This is a genomic window from Desulfovibrio intestinalis (assembly GCF_014202345.1).
Taxonomy (GTDB): domain Bacteria; phylum Desulfobacterota; class Desulfovibrionia; order Desulfovibrionales; family Desulfovibrionaceae; genus Desulfovibrio; species Desulfovibrio intestinalis.
On sequence record NZ_JACHGO010000003.1, the window covers coordinates 215,827 to 234,457 of the forward strand.

General features: G+C 53.6%; 12 protein-coding genes. 9 read left to right on the forward strand and 3 right to left on the reverse strand.

Annotation, left to right across the window (positions count from 1 at the left end):
* Nucleotides 1-10: 10 nt before the first annotated feature.
* Nucleotides 11-538: a CvpA family protein gene (locus HNQ38_RS06135; protein WP_343060114.1), complete on the reverse strand. Its 528-nt coding sequence runs from the start codon at nucleotides 536-538 to the stop codon at nucleotides 11-13.
* A 304-nt stretch (nucleotides 539-842) separates the two neighbouring features.
* On the opposite strand from HNQ38_RS06135, the gene mobA reads away from it, so the two are divergent.
* The 9 genes from mobA to HNQ38_RS06180 all read left to right on the forward strand — a co-directional run bounded on the left by mobA (nucleotide 843) and on the right by HNQ38_RS06180 (nucleotide 14,381).
* The gene (gene mobA, locus HNQ38_RS06140) at nucleotides 843-1,517 is read left to right on the forward strand and encodes a molybdenum cofactor guanylyltransferase (RefSeq protein ID WP_183718538.1); all 675 of its coding nucleotides are present in this window, start codon (nucleotides 843-845) and stop codon (nucleotides 1,515-1,517) included.
* Between the two features lie 226 nt (nucleotides 1,518-1,743).
* Nucleotides 1,744-3,423, forward strand: a complete 1,680-nt coding sequence (locus tag HNQ38_RS06145; RefSeq protein ID WP_183718539.1) for an FmdE family protein — start codon at nucleotides 1,744-1,746, stop codon at nucleotides 3,421-3,423.
* An 816-nt stretch (nucleotides 3,424-4,239) separates the two neighbouring features.
* Nucleotides 4,240-4,722 (forward strand): GtrA family protein, encoded by a 483-nt coding sequence (locus tag HNQ38_RS06150; RefSeq protein ID WP_183718540.1) that lies wholly within the window; start codon nucleotides 4,240-4,242, stop codon nucleotides 4,720-4,722.
* A complete protein-coding gene (locus HNQ38_RS06155) occupies nucleotides 4,719-6,272 on the forward strand; it encodes an NAD(P)/FAD-dependent oxidoreductase (RefSeq protein WP_183718541.1) in 1,554 nt (517 codons plus the stop codon). The genes HNQ38_RS06150 and HNQ38_RS06155 overlap by 4 nt, the downstream gene beginning before the upstream one ends.
* Nucleotides 6,273-6,409: 137 nt before the next feature.
* Nucleotides 6,410-7,852, forward strand: coding sequence for an ArnT family glycosyltransferase (locus HNQ38_RS06160; protein ID WP_183718542.1), 1,443 nt, complete (start codon nucleotides 6,410-6,412; stop codon nucleotides 7,850-7,852).
* Nucleotides 7,853-8,396: 544 nt separating this feature from the next.
* Nucleotides 8,397-11,435 (forward strand): formate dehydrogenase-N subunit alpha, encoded by a 3,039-nt coding sequence (gene fdnG, locus HNQ38_RS06165; protein WP_183718543.1) that lies wholly within the window; start codon nucleotides 8,397-8,399, stop codon nucleotides 11,433-11,435.
* A gap of 49 nt (nucleotides 11,436-11,484) precedes the next feature.
* Nucleotides 11,485-12,144, forward strand: coding sequence for a 4Fe-4S dicluster domain-containing protein (locus tag HNQ38_RS06170; protein WP_183718544.1), 660 nt, complete (start codon nucleotides 11,485-11,487; stop codon nucleotides 12,142-12,144).
* Between the two features lie 311 nt (nucleotides 12,145-12,455).
* Nucleotides 12,456-13,439, forward strand: coding sequence for a formate dehydrogenase accessory protein FdhE (locus HNQ38_RS06175; protein ID WP_183718545.1), 984 nt, complete (start codon nucleotides 12,456-12,458; stop codon nucleotides 13,437-13,439).
* Between the two features lie 498 nt (nucleotides 13,440-13,937).
* On the forward strand, nucleotides 13,938-14,381 hold the full coding sequence (locus tag HNQ38_RS06180; RefSeq protein ID WP_183718546.1) for a cytochrome c3 family protein: 444 nt from the start codon (nucleotides 13,938-13,940) through the stop codon (nucleotides 14,379-14,381).
* Between the two features lie 319 nt (nucleotides 14,382-14,700).
* Here HNQ38_RS06180 and HNQ38_RS06185 read toward each other — a convergent pair whose 3' ends face one another.
* Nucleotides 14,701-16,515 carry a methyl-accepting chemotaxis protein gene (locus HNQ38_RS06185; RefSeq protein WP_183718547.1) on the reverse strand — a complete coding sequence of 605 codons (1,815 nt, stop codon included), beginning with the start codon at nucleotides 16,513-16,515 and terminating at the stop codon, nucleotides 14,701-14,703.
* Nucleotides 16,516-16,615: 100 nt separating this feature from the next.
* On the reverse strand, nucleotides 16,616-18,526 hold the full coding sequence (locus tag HNQ38_RS06190; RefSeq protein ID WP_183718548.1) for a GGDEF domain-containing protein: 1,911 nt from the start codon (nucleotides 18,524-18,526) through the stop codon (nucleotides 16,616-16,618).
* Between the last annotated feature and the right edge of the window lie 105 nt (nucleotides 18,527-18,631).

Sequence of the window (18,631 nt, forward strand, 5' to 3'; positions counted from 1 at the left end):
GAATGCGATGTTAAAGCCCCAGGCGCGATACCAGGTCAGGCGGCAGCCAGCCCCGAACCTGCGCCGTAAGAGCGGTAAAGTAGGGCAGCACGCGGCTGTGCTGCATAAAGGCCGCATGGGAGAAAAATTTTTGCAGCACAATCATGCCCAGAGACCACAGAAGCGCCCCCTTGGCAAGCCCCAGCGCGGCTCCGGCCATTCTGTCAGCCCAGCTGACGAAAGAAAATGAAAGAATTTTTTGCAGCAGGCGGGCCAGCAGGGCCACCGCAATAAGTACGCCCAGAAAAACCAGAACATAAGCCGCAATGGTACGCCAGCCCGGGTCAGTAATAAAGGCCAGGTGGGGCGAAAGCATGTCGTGATAGTTGTGGGCCACCCAAAAGCCGCCCAAAAGGGACACTATGCCCGCTACCTCGCCCACAAAGCCGTTTATGTAGCCCCGCCCGGCAAAGAATGCCAGCGTCAGAACGACAATAAGGTCAAAAATATCCTGGCCCATGCTCTCTCCCTGAAACGTGTCCTTTGCCGCGTCAGTCACGGCGTCCCCCCGCAGACGGCAGCGCAAGGCAGCATAGCAAATGCATGGGCGCTGCACAATGTGTCCGGCAGAGGCGTGCATCTGCAGAAAATATTGGTAATATGAATAGTTGCTGAAAGTGTTACGGTTCTGCGCAATGAGAAAATCTGTTTCCCATTGCATTCCTGTTTTGACATGAACAGCACAGCGGCTACATTATAAGAGTGCGCGAAGAATACGCGAAGGATGTGTGATTGTGCGATGGGCTCAGCCCGTGTGTGCAAGGCGTAGACGGGACGGATCACAGCTAGGGGGGAGAACGGGCATGAATCTAAACGAGGGCCGGGGTCCGGTAGCCGGGGTGGTGCTTGCGGGTGGGCTTTCCAGCCGTATGGGCAAGGACAAGGCCCTGCTGCGCTTGCTGCCACTGACAACCGCAGCGGCGGCAGAACCTCTTGAAGAAAGCGCCGATGGCAGCATGCTGGCCCGTGCCCATTCTCTGTTGCTTTCCCTTTTGCCCGTCTGTTTTGTTTCCTGCCGCGTGGATGCTCCACGTCAGGGGTATGAGTGTGTTTTTGACGCCGTGCAGGGGGTTGGCCCCACGGCGGGGTTGCATGCGGCTTTGTGCCGGGCTGAAGAACTCGGCTATGCGGCCGTTCTGGCGCTTTCCTGCGATCTGCCATTTATGGACACGTCCACCTTGCGCAGGCTGCTTGCGGCCAGAAGCCAGGCTCCGGTCACGAGTCTGGTGACAGCGTATCGTGAGCGGCTTACAGGCCGTGTGCAGGCCCTGACCGCGATTTACGAGGTAGCCGCCCTGCCGTATTTTTCAGACGCTCTGGCGCAGGGGCAACGGAGGCTCGCCAGTGTCGTGCCGCGGGAATTTCAGAGTTTTTTGGACTACGAACCCGAAGAGTCTGGTCCTTTTTTCAACTGTAATACTCCTGAAGATCTGGCCTCGGCTCAAGCCATGCTGGAACATAAAATACACGGTTTTTAGAAAAAGAGTGATTTTCGTAGCAATGGCTGGCTGTTAAGCCAGAAAATTGTTTTGCGCCGTAAATAGCGGGCCAGGCGAAAAGCCTTGGCATCTGCCCTCGAGGGGATATCCGGCCATGTTGGATAAATGTAGTTCACAGGTAGCAATAAAGAGCAAATTGACTTAAATAAGTGTGAAACACAGCCCCCATCTGTCTGAATAAGGGCAGCATTATCTGGAGAAGAGCATGAATATTGGCTCCTATACTTTTGATGAATTTCGCCAGTTGGCGGAGAATTTTCACGGCTATGCGGCTCCCGGCCTGCTTGTGGGCGGGTATATGGTGGAGCTGGCCAAAAAACATCTGCCCGAAGGCACGCTTTTCGAAGCCGTGGTGGAATCAGGCAAGTGCCTGCCTGACGCGGTGCAACTTTTGACGTTGTGCAGCATTGGCAACGGGTGGATGAAGATACACAATCTGGGCCGTTATGCCGTGTCTCTCTTCGACAAATATACCGGTGAAGGCGTGCGCGTGAGCATTGACCCGGTGAAGATGGCCGCCTACCCGGAAATAGAAGGGTGGTTTTTTAAGAAAAAACCCAAAAAAGATCAGGATGTGCCGCGGCTTGAGGCCGAAATAGAGCAGGCTGGCGACACCATATGCAAGGTTGAACCAATAACGGTGAAGCACCGTTTCATCGGGCACAAGCACATGACGCGCATTGTCTGCTGTCCTGTGTGCGGTGAGGCCTATCCGGTTGAAGATGGTCCCGTATGCCGTGGCTGCCAGGGCGAAGCTCCCTATGTGGTAGCCCGGCGCGAAATCAGGGCAACTGAACGTCATGAAGCCGCTACGGGTGTGCGCGTCGTGCCAGTGGAAGAAGCTGTGGGAAAAACCGTGGCGCACGACATGACCCGCATAGAGCCTGGGCAGTTCAAAGGGCCGGAATTCAAGGCCGGGCAGCGTATCAGCGTGGGCGATATCTGCCGTCTGCAACAGATGGGGCGTTTTCATGTGGCTGTCACTGACAGCCCTGCCGAAGATGGGGCTGCTTTCCTTGCCGCTGGCGATAGCGATCTGGTGCATGAAAATGAAGCCGCTGAAATTTTTGCCCGGCGCATGGCGGGCGAGGGCGTGGCCTACTCCCTGCCGCCCCGCGAGGGCAAGGTGGAATTTACCGCCGCAAGGGACGGCCTCTTTAGCGTGGATGTGGAACGCATGCGCCAGTTTAACCTTGTGCCTGAAATAATGGTGGCTTCCCGGCAGGACGCCACCCTGGTCAAGCAGGATGGCCCTCTGGCTGGCACGCGCGCCATTCCGCTCTTTATCACGCGCGAGCGGCTCGCGCAGGCTCTTGAGGTTCTGGAAGGCGGGCCGCTTTTCAGCGTGCTGCCCCTGCGCAAGGCGCAAGTGGGTATTCTGGTGACCGGGACGGAAGTTTTTCAGGGCATCATTGAAGACAAGTTTATTCCTGTCATAACGGCAAAGGTCACCATGCTGGGATGCAGCGTGGCAAAGACGGACATTGTCCCCGATGACAGGGCGCTGATGGCCAAGGCTGTGGCTGACATGCGTGAGGCCGGGGTTGACCTGCTGGTCACCACGGGCGGTCTTTCGGTTGATCCCGACGATGTAACCCGTCAGGCGCTCGTTGACGCCGGGCTGACCGACGTACTGCACGGCGTGCCCGTGCTGCCGGGAACCATGAGCCTTATGGGGCGCATACCCGGTTCTGGCGGCGACATGCAGGTGCTTGGCGTGCCCGCCTGCGCGCTTTACTTCAAGACAACCTTTCTGGATCTGGTGTTGCCGCGCCTGTTGGCCAGCCGGGAAATCACCCGCGCGGAACTCGCCCGTCTGGGCGAGGGGGGCTACTGCCTTGCCTGCCATACCTGCACATGGCCAAAGTGCTGGTACGGCAAATAGAGCATTTTGGTTTTGGTAGCGTTTACATGCTCAAGGGGCTGTTTATAAGGGAACGCTGATTTATTCCGTTTGGCTGCGTTGCTTCACTTTTTTAAAACAGTCGAGGACGGAAGAGTCTACTCCTGCTTCAAAGAAAAGATCGCGCCTTGCCAAACGAAATAACTGTGCGTTTCCAGGAAGCTCTTTAATCAGTGCTTCCCCAGATAAATGATTTAGCGCCAAGCCAACAGGCCGTTTTTACGGGAAAAGTGTGCTTTCGCGTATACTTTTTTCGTAAAAACGGCCTGTTGACGCAAGCCAGTTGGACAAAAGATTTTTTTAGAAACAGCTTCAGGCTGTGGGCGAAAGTGCCGTAGCCACAGCGCGGCGTGGATTCTGCCGAGAGTTGCATTTATCGGCAGAATGACAACTTTGAAATATTGAATATTTTAAGGGCAGTCTGCTCAGGGTAAGCTGATATCAAGGTAAAGTTGTTGAATTAAAGTATATTTTTACCAACCTTGGACATTGAATAAGCGCAGTACAGGCTTTTCATAGCAAATAAATAAAAAATAGAGGTAGCCACAAAAAATGCTGGCTACCCTTAATTTTTTTGTTTAAGAGGCTGTATCAGGCATCGTCGTTGGCACAAATAGTGTGTTTTTCTAGTTCTCCCTGTTTGGGAGTCTATGATACACAAGGTTTTGCCTATTGGGCTGGTGCACGTGCATTGTATTTTTTTACTGATCCGTATAATATAATGACCACATCTTTACGGATTTAAGGTCGGATTTGTCCGGCCCTGGTGGGTATGAATACTAGGGATTTTAGTGGTGTATGTTTAATTTTCTGCTTTCCAGAAACTTTTTATACTTCATCGCATTTGGTGGTACAGCCGCTCTGGTGAACCTTCTCTGTGGTTATTTGCTTTATAATGCGAATCTGTTTCCCTATATCGTTTCTGTTTTTATTGCAGCCAGCGCAGGCTTGCTCGTAAATTTCATTCTGAATTACAAACTCAACTTCAAGTACAAAGGGCGCAAGCTCTCTCAGCAGTTTGGAACATTTTTGGTTGTTGCCTCAATAGGGACACTGCTGACGGCTGTTGTTGCCCATTTTTCCATGCAATTACTTCTTTTTTTCGAAATTGAAGACGTTGCCTTGGCGGGCTTTGCTGTTTCTTCGCAATTTGTAGCGCATGTTTTTTCTGTTGGCGTCATAACCATCTATTCCTTTATTGCGCACAAGTATTTTTCCTTCAATGTTGGCATACGCAATCAATTGCGTAGAACTATCGCAAGTATAAAGAGCGGTGCATGAAAAGTATCATCATTGTCGGAGCTGGTCCTGCCGGACTGACGGCAGCCTATGACCTTCTTGTTAAAAACAGTGAAGTAGACGTCATTGTTATTGAAGAAACACAGGAAATTGGCGGTATTTCAAGAACCGTATGCCACAACGGCAACCGTATGGATATTGGCGGGCACAGGTTTTTTTCCAAAGATCAGACGATAATGGACTGGTGGAAAAAAATGTTGCCCTTGCAGGGCGCTCCTGCCAAGGATGACCTGATACTGCATCGGGAGCGCGCTCTTGCCCCCGGCGGGCCTGATCCGGAAACTGAAAACAGGGTTATGCTGTTGCGTGACCGTGTTTCAAGAATTTACTTTGCCAAGCGCTTTTTCGACTATCCGCTCAGCCTCAAGATGGCGACTTTTCTTAACATGGGACTGTTGCGCACCATGCGAGCCGGGTTTTCTTACCTGTGGTCCTGCGTGTTCAAGCGGCAGGAAAAATCGCTGGAAGATTTTTATATCAACCGGTTTGGGCGTGAGCTTTATTCAATGTTTTTTGAATCCTACACCACCAAGGTCTGGGGGCGGCATCCTTCACAGCTCGCCGCCGATTGGGGTGCTCAGAGGGTCAGGGGCCTTTCTGTCTTCAAGCTTTTACTGGACAGCGTCAAAAAGGCCCTGGGACAGAAAGACAGCGGAAAAGCTGAAACGTCACTGATTGAAGAATTTTGGTATCCCAAATTTGGCCCGGGCCAGCTGTGGGAACAGGTGGCCGCCGATATCGAGTCTATGGGCGGTAAGATTTTGAAAGGATACACGGCAAGACGTATCCTTTGTAAGGATGGCAACGTCACTGGTGTGGCTTGTGACACCGCCGAAGGCACACAGGTTATTGAGGCCGATACCGTAATATCATCCATGCCGCTCAAAGATCTGATGCAGGCCATGAGCAACGTGGAAATTCCACAAGATGTGGCCCGTGTAGCCGCTGGCTTGCCCTATCGGGACTTCATCACGGTAGGGTTGCTTGTACAGCGCTTCAAACTGAAAAACACCACCGCCATGAAGACCTTGGGCAATATTGTGCCCGATTGCTGGATATATGTGCAGGAACCCGAAGTTCAGGTCGGGAGGCTGCAAATATTCAACAACTGGTCACCTTATCTGGTCAAGGACCCTGAGAATACGGTATGGGTTGGAATGGAATATTTCTGCTCTGAAGGTGACAGCTTCTGGCAGCTTTCTGAGCAGGAACTCATCAATCGCGCAATTGATGAAATGGTCACTATGAATATTATCAGCCGCGAAGATGTGCTTGATATGCATTGCGAAAAGGTCAAGAAAGCCTACCCCGCATATTTTGATACCTATGAAGAGATTGAAACGCTTCGCCGCTGGCTGACCGGAGTGGGCGGGCTTTACTGCGTTGGCCGCAATGGTCAGCACAGATATAATAATATGGACCATTCCATGCTTACATCTTTTTTCTGCGTGGACCATATCCTGGGCAGTAATGTCAGCAAGCATGATATTTGGAAAGTTAACGCTGAAAGCGAATATCATGAAGAAAAATAGGAAATCTATGGAGCCTCTGATGCCGCTGGGGAGGCTTGGGTTATGTATCAGGCAGGAAAGGCCGCCTACCGGAAAGCGTAGAATGTCCAAAGCAACACGGTTTGTGGCGCAGTACCTGCTTGGCCTGTCATTTTAGTATGGATGCCAAACCAGCAATGATTGATGCGTCTGGCGTCAACTCAGCAGACATGAGGCCGTCAGTCTTTTTTCTTTGTGTATTCCTTTTTTGCGCCAGCCTGCTTATTCTGGGGTATTCCGTAATCTTTAGCCCGCTGGATCATGACGAATACGAACATTTGTATTCCGCATACCTGATGTTGCAAGGGCAAATTCCCTATAGAGACTTTTTTCAGCACCACCATTTTTTATATTGGATTTTTCTTGCTCCTTTTGTAAAAAACTTTCCAGATACATACTATCTCCTTTATATCGGCCGCAGTTTGTCGCTTTGCGCACTACTTATAACGGCTTTTTATACATATAAGATATCGATATTGAAAGGAGGCGACAAGAAGAGTGTCTTTCTTTTTGTTACCGTACTGTTAAGTATAGATATGATCGTTCATTCAAGTCTTTTGGTGAGACCTGATATATTTATGGTGGGCGCATTTTTTTCAGGCCTGTATTATTACATTATCTATCTGAAAAATAAAAACCTACTGTGTTTAGTTCTTTCTTTTCTGCTCTTTTTTGCATCCTTTCTGTTTCTTCAAAAAGCCGTCTTTCTTCTTTTTGGTTTCTGCCTCTGCGCAATCTACCAGCTCTATAAGAAAGAACTTTACCTTCGGGATTTTTTGATAGCTTTGGTGCTTCCTCTTTCGGTGCTTGGCTATCTGCTGTATTTCATGTCGGAAGAGCACGTGCTTGTAGATTATTTTGAGTTGAACTGGCTGTTCAATTTTAAAATTTCAATGGTTTACGGGTGGGTTCGGTTGAAGCTTCCCCTGTTTTTCTGCAGCATATCTCTCATTATAGCGGAAGTAAGAATCATAAAAAGAGCTCCATTCCAGTTTACTTCAATAATTTTTCTGGGATTCTGCGTTTTCTTTGCTCTTTTGCCCACGCCATACGAGCAATATTACATTCCGCTCTTTCCTTTCCTAGTCATAACTCTTTCAAGCAGCTTCAGCATACTGCAGGATCGCAAGATTAAAAATGCGATTGTTGCCTTGCTTCTTCTTCTTGTTTTTTACAATGCTGTTCAAAATGTAAGCAGCTTTGTAATGGATGGCATGGATGGGTGTGTTAAGCGGCAATATGACATAGTGTTGCGCGTTACCAGCGAAGATGAAGAGATTTTGGGCAGCCACGAAGTCTGCCCTGTCCGGCGGGATGTTCAGGGATATTACTGGCATAATTTAGAATTAAGCCAACTTGACACGGAGCATTTTTCCAGAGGCAAGGAACTTTACGATATTCCCGAGCTTATCATGGCAAAATCACCAAAGGTTCTTTGGGTTGATTTTGTGGACGGCTATTTTAATGACAGCGGGTTTAAGGATTTTATTGAGCAGAATTACACCAAGATTTGCAATATTTATGTTGCTAAAAGTATTCCGCCTGAAGTGTATCAAAATTAGTTTTGTAGCGAGATTGCAAAAGCAGAAAGCTGAGATACGGGCATAGGCTTGGCAGTTTGAAATAGAATTCAGCAGACTTTAAAGTATTGAAAAAACATGCACGCAGGTTTTGCGGTGATGTCAACAGGCCGTCCGGTATCCGGGCGGCCTGTCTGTTTAGATTTTGCGTGTTTTTCTTTCATGTAGCGCAAAAAAATTCAGATAAAGCCCGTATTAAAATTGTCAGATAAAATGGCATGTATTTCAGCATGATGGTGGCAGTGCTCTGGAATCAGATTTCAGCAATGCGAAAAGTTTTTCAGTGCTGTTTAACGAGTATGCATTCGTAATGGTATGACATTTTACTATATAGAGAAAAATGTCACAATCTGCTGAGACTCCAATATAAATAATCGAACAATCTTGCGACATCACGATTTTTGGAATATGGTGACTACGATTCATTTTATCATCAGGGCGAGCGTTTTTTGTTCGCCAAAGCAGTTTTGCGCGGTTGTCTGCCTCGATCCCGCGCATACGATAGGCTTAAACAAGGAGAGGTCTTATGAAAAGCACCCGACGGAGTTTTCTCAAAGGTGTCGGTGCGGGGGTAATATGCCTCACGCTGGGGCACCTGGGCTTCGATTTGGGCGAAGCTCAGGCTTACGCCGTTAAACTCAAGATTGAAGGGGCTCGTGAAGTATCGAGCATCTGCCCCTTTTGTTCCGTTCAGTGTCAGATCATCGCTTATGTAAAAGACGGCAAGCTTGTCTCCACCGAAGGCGACCCGGACTTTCCCATTACCGAGGGAGCGCTGTGCGCCAAGGGCGCGGCTCTCTATTCGATGTACACAAGCGATCACCGCCTGAAAAAACCCCTGTACCGTGCTCCCCACAGCGATAAGTGGGAAGAGAAGGACTGGGACTGGACTCTTGAGCAGATTGCACGTCGCGTGAAGGACGCCCGCGACAAGGACATGATCCTCAAAAACGAAAAAGGCCAGACGGTCAACCGTCTGGAAACCATATTCTGGATGGGCACCTCGCACGCCTCCAACGAGGAATGCGCCGTTATCCATCAAGCCTTGCGCGGCCTGGGTGTTGTCCATATGGACCACCAGGCACGGGTCTGACACAGCCCCACTGTTGCGGCTCTGGCAGAGTCGTTCGGACGCGGTGCAATGACCAACCACTGGATCGACATCAAGAATGCCGATTCGGTGCTTATTATCGGCAGTAATGCCGCTGAACATCATCCCGTGGCTTTCAAGTGGATCATGAAAGCCAAGGACAACGGGGCCGTGCTCATGCACGTCGACCCCAAATTCTCGCGTACATCCGCCAGGTGTGATTTCCATGTGCCTCTGCGTTCCGGCACGGATATTCCCTTCCTTGGCGGCATGGTCAACTACATCCTTGAAAACGGCTGCTACCACAAAGACTACGTCAATAACTACACTGACGCGGCTTTTGTTGTAGGCGACGGCTATGCTTTTGAAGACGGGCTTTTCAGCGGATTCAACGCAGAGGCGCGCAAGTACGACAAAAGCTTGTGGGCCAAGGCCAAGGGCGCTGACGGCGGGCCGGTTATCGACCCCACGCATCAGAATCCCCGTTGTGTCATCAACCTTATGAAGGACCACTATTCCCGTTACACTCTCAAGAATGTCTCTGACATCACGGGCGTGTCGCAGGAAAACCTGCTCAAGGTCTACAAGAACTTCTGCGCAACTGGCAGGCCCGACAAGGCAGGCACCATTCTTTACGCCCTGGGCTGGACCCAGCATACCGTGGGCGTGCAGAACATCCGCCTTTCCAGCCTGGTACAGCTTCTGCTGGGCAACATCGGTATTGCCGGCGGCGGCATCAACGCCCTGCGCGGCGAGCCAAACGTGCAGGGGTCCACAGACCACGCCCTGCTGTACAACAATATCCCCGGGTATCACGGCACTCCCCAGGCTCCGTGGCAGACCCTGGCCGAGTACAACAAGGCCAATACTCCTGTCACCACGCTTCCCAACAGTGCCAACTGGTGGGGCAACAGGCCAAAGTACGTAGCAAGTCTGCTCAAGGGCTGGTTCGGTGATGCCGCCACGCCTGAAAACGACTTCTGTTACGGCCTGCTGCCCAAGCTGGAGCCGGGCGAAGACTACTCGTACATGTATATCATGGACAAGATATACAATAACAAGATCAAGGGCGGCTTCATCATGGGCGTCAACCCCATGAACAGCTTCCCCAACACCAACAAGATGCGGACGGCTCTGGACAATCTGGACTGGCTCGTCTGCTCTGAAATCCACAACTCCGAAACCACGGACAACTGGATGCGCCCCGGGGTTGACCCCAAGACCAAGAAAACTGAAGTCTTTCTGCTGCCGTCGGCCCACCGCATTGAAAAGGCGGGAACCATCAGCAACAGCGGGCGCTGGCTCCAGTGGTTTGATAAGGCGGTAGAGCCCGGCGGCGAAGCGCGTAACTTCGCTGACGTCGTCGTGCCCCTCTTCAACACCATCCGCACGATGTACAAGCAAGAGGGCGGCGTGCTGCCCGAGCCCATCATGAAGATGCACTGGACTGACAAGTATGATCCCGAAGAATGGGCCAGGCGCATCAACGGTTTCTTCTGGGCCGACACCAAGGTAGGCGACAAGACCTACAAACGCGGCCAGCTTGTGCCCACGTTCGGCGTTTTGAAGGACGACGGCACAACTTCTTCCCTCAACTGGATATATACGGGAAGCTGGACAGAAGAAGACGGCAACAAATCGAGAAGGCGTGACCCCAGCCAGACGCCATTGCAGGCCAACATTGGCCTCTTCCCCAACTGGTCGTGGTGCTGGCCTCTCAACCGGCGCATTCTGTACAACCGCGCCTCGGTGGATGTGAACGGCAAGCCCTTCAACCCCAAGCGGGTCGTCATTGAATGGGACGGCACAAAATGGGTGGGCGACGTGCCCGACGGCCCCTGGCCGCCCATGTCTGACCCCAAGGGCAAGCTGCCCTTCATTATGGTCAAAGACGGGCACTCCCAGTTCTATGGCCCCGGACCTGCCGACGGTCCCTTCCCCGAACACTATGAACCTGCTGAAACGCCGCTGGCGAGTCATCCGTTCTCCAAGCAGCTCAGCAGCCCGGTGTACAAGTACCACAAATCGCCTATGGACCAGATCGCGCCTCCTGCCGATCCGCGTTACCCCATAGTGCTGACCACCTATAGCCTTACCGAGCACTGGTGCGGCGGCGGCGAAACCCGCAACGTGCCCAACCTGCTTGAAACCGAACCCCAGCTCTATGTGGAAATGAGCCACGAGCTGGCCAAGGAAAAAGGCATCAAAAACGGCGACGGCGTGTTGCTGGAAAGCGCGCGAGGCAAATGCGAAGCTATCGCTATGGTGACCGTGCGCATACGGCCCTTCACGATTATGGGCAAGACTGTTCACCTTGTGGGCATGCCCTTTGCCTTTGGCTGGACGACACCAAAGTGCGGCGACTCCACCAACAGGCTGACTGTGGGAGCGTATGATCCCAACACCACCATCCCCGAGTCCAAGGCCTGCTGCGTGAACCTGCACAAGGCCGACAAGCTGACCGAAATAGGCTAACGAGCGCGGCGCGTCCCCACGAGGGGACGCGCCCGACAAGGAGCATACTATGCCGAAAACATTCTTAGTTGACACCACGCGGTGCACGGCATGTCGTGGCTGCCAGTTGGCCTGTAAAGAGTGGCACGATCTGCCCGCCAATCATACCAAGCAGCTTGGCACGCACCAGAACCCGCCCGACCTGAACCCGAACAATCTCAAGATTGTGCGCTTTCACGAATATCTGGACGAACAGGGCAACGTGGTCTGGAACTTTTTTCCCGAACAGTGCCGCCACTGCCTGACGCCCCCCTGCGTGGATGTGGCGGATATGGCCGTACCCGGCGCAATGATTCAGGATAAAAAAACCGGAGCCGTACTGGCCACGGAAAAATCCTCGCAACTCAGTGAGGAAGACGCCCAGGCCGTACAGGACGCATGCCCTTACAACATACCGAGGCGTGACCCCAAGAATGGCCGCCTGACCAAATGCGATATGTGCATTGACCGTGTTTCTGCGGGTATGCAGCCCATTTGCGTCAAAACCTGCCCCACAGGGGCAATGGTTTTCGGTGAGCGTGAGGAACTGCTGCCCGTTGCCAAAAAACGCCTTGAAGTTGCCAAAAAGCGCTGGCCCAAGGCCTTTCTTGCCGATATGGAAGACGTCAGCGTCATCTATCTTTTGGCAGACACAAAGGACAAGTACTACGAGTTCGCGGCCTTTATGTAGAGTGTCTCAGTCAGGTTTCAGTTTGGCATTGCTATAATTCTAAACTGAAATTATGCTGGTTTACAGCATTGTAGCTATAGCTGTATCGGCGTTTAAAGGCTGCCTGCTTACGGGCAGGCGAGAGGCTGATAGCGCCGATACAGCTTGGCGAGGCACTTGAATACGCCCCGGCGAAATTATTTTCTCCGGCAGCAGCCCTGGCCGTCATTGCGGCCGGGAGCGGCTTTGTATCAAGTGCGGCGTGCGGGGCTTCCCGTGCGCCGCTGTCACCTTTCGATCGGGGGCCCAGGCCTCCGGGTTTTGGAGCATCAATGGCCTCATCCTGCCAAAGCGTGGCAAAGACCCTGGCGGACGTGGCGGCGCGCCGTCCTGTTCTGGAACCCGTATTGCGGGCTTTTGAACCAATACTGGCTGCTCAGGCAGAGTTGACTGAAGAACTGGCTGAAAGCGTACGCGCTACTGGGCTGCGCCTGCCAGAACCGCAAGCCGAGGCTCTGGAGCAAGGGCTTTCACTGCTGGCTGGCGTGTCGCTGGCTGGCCTTGCTGGCCCCCTGCGCAGCAGCGCTGAAAAGCTGCTGCCTCTGGTGGTCAGCCTTGAAGCCATGGCTCCCCATGCTGCGGCGCTTGAAGCCATGCTGCTGGCTCCGGTCAAAGCGGAATCAAAAAAGAAAAAAAGCGCGGGCGCAGTAACTGCTGACCCCCGTGAAGCTTTTGCCGAAGCAATGCTTTCCGGCAACAGTGAGGAAGAGGCACGCCTGGCCGAAGAAAACGGCCTTGACCCCTCAGTGCTTCTGTTTGCCTTCAGCTTTGTGCTGGCCCCTGTTTTGCGCACTCTTGTGGCGCAGAGCCTGCCCGAAGAAGGCGACGCCCCCTGGGACGCCGGCAGCCGCTGGAAGCACGGGTATTGCCCGGTATGCGGCAGTTTTGCCACCATCGGCTGGCTGGACAAGCCCATGCTGGACGAAAAAAACGCCTATCTGGCGGGCGGCGGCGGCAAAAAGCATCTGCATTGCGGCCAGTGTGGCGCTAACTGGAAGTTCATGCGCGGCATTTGCCCTTCGTGCGGCAAGGACGGCACAGGCGTGATGGAAATGCTGCGCGAAAGCGGAGCAGCGCACGGCGAGCGGCTGGACTGGTGCACCAAGTGCAAGAGCTATTGCCCCACTGTGGACTTGCGTGAACGTGAAGGCTGGCCCGATCTGGATGCGTTGGCTCTGGGCATGATGCATCTGGACATGGTGGCGGCCCGCAAGAAATTGCGCCCGCTCAAGCCTTCGTTCTGGAATACTTTTTAGCGCGTCTTTACGGCGAAACGCCCGGGCGCTTGCATGAGCACACGCCCGCAGTGAAGGCCCAATCGCTCTTTTGCGGACCACACCCGTAACGAGCGTGTTTTGATTGATCTGGCAGCCCCGGCATGAAACAGCAGGGGGTGCCGCGCAGACAGAACGGGCATGAATTTCACGCGCGGTAACTGCGCGCTAATTGCGCTGAAATAGCCTGAAATCGTGTCAGAAATGTTGAAACAAGGGGTTTTTGTAGCCCGGCCGGGATGAGATTTTGTGAAGCAAGCGCCGCAAAAAGCGCTTATCGCATAAAATTTTTTTTGGGCAGGAAGCGAAATCTTCTTTGTGCAATATGTTTTGAAAAGGCCGAAAGCATGCCGAACCGGGTAACCGGGAGGGAGCGCGTCCAGAGCTATGGGGCTGTGGACGAGACCCGGCGGCCGCCCGGTAAGGGCGCTCCGCATGCGCCAAGACATGAAGGTCTACTACATCAGGAGGAGCTTGTTCATGAAAACCTTGGTCATCACTTTTTTTGCCCTGACTCTTTTGTGTGCCGGCGGAGCACAGGCCCGCAGCGTCAAGGAAATGTCGGAAGTAATCAAAAAACCCATTGAGATTGAAGCTTCCGGTTCCAAGCGCATGAACGTCATGTTCCCGCACACGGCGCACAAGGGTATTTCCTGTTTTCAGTGTCACCACGAAGAAGGTGGTGATGGCCGTTATGTAGCCTGCACCGAATGCCATGCCACGCCCGGCGCGCGTGAGCGTGACCCCATGAGCATGTTTATGGCCTTCCATTCCCAGAGCAGCGACCGCTCCTGCCTTGGCTGCCACAAGAAGCTTGCTGCTGAAAATCCCGGCAAGTTCCCGCAGTTCAAGGGCTGCCGCCCCTGCCACATGAGCCCCGCCGCGCGTGAAGCCGCCGAGGCTGCCAAGGCCGCCAAGCAGTAGTTTTGAAGCCACACAGCGGCACTTGTGCCAATGTTCGGATGCCGGTCAGCGTAAGCTGGCCGGCATCCTGAATTACCGTGGGGTATTCTAAAGTGAAAATATTCCAGGCCGTGTCATCATAAGATGAACTTCTTGTACCACCGCAGAAAACGAACCTTTTATGCAGGCAGCATGCTGCTTTGCCCTGTATTCTGCGCATATACGCATAGAGCAAGCCTTCCTGCTGATACGTATTCTATGACAATACGCTGGAATGAAAGGATAAATCTAAAATAAAAATAGCTGAAAGGGCACTCGTGACAGCACAGTCCAAAGCTGCTCATCCGTTGTTTCGCAGCTTCTCCACAAGATTTTCCACAGTCTTTGCCTGCTCTGTAAGGTGGATAACAGCCTGGGCTGCCTCGGCCATAGTTTGCGCACTTCCACGGGCTGCCTGACTGACGCTGCTGATGGTGCGGTTTACTTCTTCGCTGGCGGCAGACTGTTCTTCACTGGCGGCGGCAATGGCCCGTACCTGACCTGCTGTGGCGTCGGCCATGCTTACAATATCTTCAAGGGCTGAACCGGATTTGCCCGCGCTGAGCGTTGCTTGCTTAACCTGGGCCACGGCTTCGTCCAGCGAGGCCATGCTGTGAGCCGTGCTTTTTTGCATGGCGCTGATGGCGGCTCCCACATCGTGCGTGGAGGTGACGGTTTTTTCCGCCAGTTTGCGCACCTCGTCGGCAACCACGGCAAAGCCGCGTCCGGCGTCTCCGGCACGCGCCGCTTCAATGGCCGCATTGAGGGCCAGCAAATTTGTCTGGTCTGCAATGTCAGAAATAAAGCCCATAATGCGGCTGATGTCGCGGGCACGGGCATTAAGGTCATCCATATCGGCCTTGAGGCGTTCAGAAACCTCATTGACCTTGTTGATGCTGTCCAAAGCCTGCCGCACGACTTCTGCCCCTTCTTCGGCGCTGGTTCGTGTTCCGGCTGAAGCCTGCGCCGCCTGCCCGGCATTGTCTGCCACCTGCCGCACCGTGGCGTTCATCTGCTCCATAGCGGTTGCTGCGCCGTCCAGATTTTCCGCCGTGGCCGTGGCTCCCATGCTGGACTGCTCGATCTGCCGCGTCAGCTGATCCGAGGCTGTGGTCAGGTTGTGGGCCACGCCTTCCAGCTGTTCGGCAGTGTGCAGCAGGGTTTCCGTTCTGCCCTGCGCCTGCACCCGCGCGGCCTCGGCTTCGCGCAAGGCTTCTTCGGCCCGCTGTGAATGGCTCAAAGCCATCTGCGATTGCTTGTCAGCATTGCTGATGTGCTCCTGCAGAGATGCCACCATTGATATGATGGAGGCATACACGCCGCGCCGATTTTTTTTGTTGCCGTCGGCATCCGTGTTGTAATCGCCTTTGGCTACACGCTGGGCCAGAATATTGAGCTGACCGGGATCAATGCCCAACTGGCGTTTGACCGAAACAATCAGCAAACAGGTGACGAGAATGCTGAACAGCAGGGCCGCGCCAGTAAGGCCCACAGCCATTTTTTGCGACTGATCGGCGATGTGGCGCGCGGCCTCTGCGGCCTGGCGGCTGCGGGCCGTATCCAGCTCAAGCACCTGCTCATAAAATTTTGCCAGACGCAAAAAATTGGCCCGGCTGCGGTCAAAAAGCGCCACGGCCTCGTCGCTTTCGCCTTCCTTGGCGTGGGCGATGATTTGCAGACGGTTCTGGGCGTCTTCCTGCGTGGCCACACGGATGTGTTCCAGCAGTTCCGGCAGATCCATACCCTGATTTTCGCCATCCTGCGCGGCCTTGTCTGAGGCTGGCATAACGCACTCTTCGGGCGTGGGCCGGGCCGCCAGATCCGCATAAATTTTTTCATATTCTGCAATGGTGCGCAGCGCGCGATTGATGCGCGAGGTGTATTCCGTAATGGTCACGCGGTCTGTGCGCGTGCTGACGGCTGCCAGATCGGACCGGGTGGAGTAGAGCAGGGCGTTCATTGACTGAATCGCCACCACTGAGGGAATGACGGTTTCGGTGATGTGGCCCACAGTGGCGGTGATTTTTTGGCTGTTGCGCATATAGACGGCAAAAAGAAGCACCATAAAAAGAATGATGCTGCAAAACGAAAGGATCAGTTTTGCGCTCAGCTTCATTTGTATCCTCATTATTTTTTTATATGTTACGCCCCAGCTCGTTCACTCGCGCGAAATGCCGCTGGCTGCGCGCTGCATTTCGGCCTGCGCCCGGCGGATTTTACTGCGCGCTGTCTTCGTCTGCGCTGTTGCCGTCGCCATCGTCGAACATGAAGTTATTGCCCAAAAGCTGCTTGCAGCGTTTTTTCATGTCAGCGGCGGCCCGTGCGAGATCAAAGCTGCTTTGAAAGCTGGTGGCGCACACGCCCACAATGGTGAGGGACATAAGAGGGAAGCGCTCTTCCTGGTGGTTGCGGTTTTTGCCTTCGATGTAGCCGTTCTGAAAATCCTCGGCGTTATAGTAGGCGGCGACGCCCTGGGCAAAAGCGCTGATGATGTCCTGACAGACCTTTTCGGCCTCGGACCTTTCGGTGACGGCGATAAAATCGTCGCCGCCGATGTGACCCACGAAGTCCCCTTCAGGCGTGTTTTCTGAAATGATGGATGCAAGGCGCTTGAGCACGCGGTCGCCGTTTTTGAAGCCGTACTTGTCGTTGTAGGCCTTGAAGTTGTCGATATCGAAATAGAGCACGCGCTTGTCCAGGTTGAGCCGCACAAGGCGTTCCAGCTCAATATCAATAAGGGCGTTGCCCGGCAGTTCTGAAAGCGGGTTGAGCTGGCGGGCATTGGCCACTTCAAGCTCGATGCTTTTTTCAAGCAGTTCGCGCACGGTGACGATGCCCGCATAGTTGCCGTCGCGGGTAACAGTTACAAAGTCGTATATCTGGTTGCTTTCACGCCGCATGGCGTGGCGGGAGACCACATCAATGGTGGTCTGGTGGTCTACGCTTAAAAACCCCTTGTCCATAACAGAAGCAACGGTTTTGCCCGCAAAGAGCGAAAAGCCGAAGCGCCCGCTCAACTGGCGGTGCAGGTGGTGGCGCATGACAGTGCCCAAGGGTTTGCCATCGTCAACAACGCACAGTCCTTGCAAGCTTTCGTCGTGTTCAAAGCGTTCTACAACCTCAAGCACAGGCAAAGTAGGGGAAACCGTGAAGCCGGGGCGTATGATGTGCCGCACATGAAACTTGTGTACGCGTGCGCCGAAAAAGCGATTCTTGATCTTGTTTTCGCGGTGGATAAAGCGCACCACATGCTCGGCAATGGGCTGGGGCTGCGGGGCCGGGCGCTGGATAAAGTAACCCTGGCCGTAAGGCACGTCGAAGCTGATGAGGGTTGCCAGTTCTTCTTCCGTTTCAATGCCCTCGGCAATGATGCGCGTGTTGGTCAGCGACGCAAATTCCTGCATGCTCTTGATAAGCGCCTGCCGGGTGAGGTCTTTGTCCACCCCGCGAATGAGGCGCATATCCAGCTTGATGAAGTGGGGCTGCACGTCTGAAATAAGGTTGAGGCCGGAATATCCGGCCCCTGCGTCGTCAATGCTTATCTGGTAGTTTTGAGCCTTATAGTGCTCAATGATCTTTTTAAAGCCGCGCAAATTGTCCACGGATTCGCGTTCCGTGATTTCAAAAACCATATCTTCGGCGCTGATGGCAAAGCGGGTAAGATATTCTTTGGTGAAGCCCACACCAAAGTGCGGGTCTTGTATAATGTTGGGATTGACGTTGAGAAAAAGGCGTATGCCCGTGGCGATCTGCCGTGCCGCCTTGAGGGCGCTGTAGCGGAACAGATGCTCCAGCTCAAGCATGCGCCCGTGGCGCAGGGCCGCGTTGATGAGGGCTTCGGGATTTTCAAGAGGGTTGCCCGCCGGGCCGCGTCCAAGGGCTTCGTAGCCGAAAATGGAGCCGTCCCGCAGGGATATTATGGGTTGCAGCACACTGTGGATGCTTTTGTTATGCAAAACATCCCACAGGGCTTGCCGTTCTTCCGCAGCCAGAGCGGTGGCACGCGCGGCGGCGCGGGCTGCGGCCCGCATGGCGGCCAAAGGTTTTTCCAGAGGGCGCGGGCCTGGGCACAGGACCAGCGGTTCGTTGCCGGAAGTAAGAGGGCTTTGCACTAACGGCGTGGGCATAATCAGTCTCCGGTGAGGTGATGAATTGCCCAAAGAAGTAGCGCGCCAATATGGCAATACGGTTACAGTTTTACATGTTTTTGCGTATGTTGGCAGATGATTGCG

Excerpts from the sequence above, each read along its gene's own strand:
- HNQ38_RS06175 (WP_183718545.1), top strand. The coding sequence starts at position 12,456 with ATGGCCTCATCCTGCCAAAGCGTGGCAAAGACCCTGGCGGACGTGGCG.
- mobA (WP_183718538.1), top strand. The coding sequence starts at position 843 with ATGAATCTAAACGAGGGCCGGGGTCCGGTAGCCGGGGTGGTGCTTGCG.
- HNQ38_RS06185 (WP_183718547.1), bottom strand. The coding sequence starts at position 16,515 with ATGAAGCTGAGCGCAAAACTGATCCTTTCGTTTTGCAGCATCATTCTT.
- HNQ38_RS06145 (WP_183718539.1), top strand. The coding sequence starts at position 1,744 with ATGAATATTGGCTCCTATACTTTTGATGAATTTCGCCAGTTGGCGGAG.
- HNQ38_RS06180 (WP_183718546.1), top strand. The coding sequence starts at position 13,938 with ATGAAAACCTTGGTCATCACTTTTTTTGCCCTGACTCTTTTGTGTGCC.
- HNQ38_RS06150 (WP_183718540.1), top strand. The coding sequence starts at position 4,240 with ATGTTTAATTTTCTGCTTTCCAGAAACTTTTTATACTTCATCGCATTT.
- HNQ38_RS06170 (WP_183718544.1), top strand. The coding sequence starts at position 11,485 with ATGCCGAAAACATTCTTAGTTGACACCACGCGGTGCACGGCATGTCGT.
- HNQ38_RS06190 (WP_183718548.1), bottom strand. The coding sequence starts at position 18,526 with ATGCCCACGCCGTTAGTGCAAAGCCCTCTTACTTCCGGCAACGAACCG.
- HNQ38_RS06160 (WP_183718542.1), top strand. The coding sequence starts at position 6,410 with ATGGATGCCAAACCAGCAATGATTGATGCGTCTGGCGTCAACTCAGCA.
- HNQ38_RS06155 (WP_183718541.1), top strand. The coding sequence starts at position 4,719 with ATGAAAAGTATCATCATTGTCGGAGCTGGTCCTGCCGGACTGACGGCA.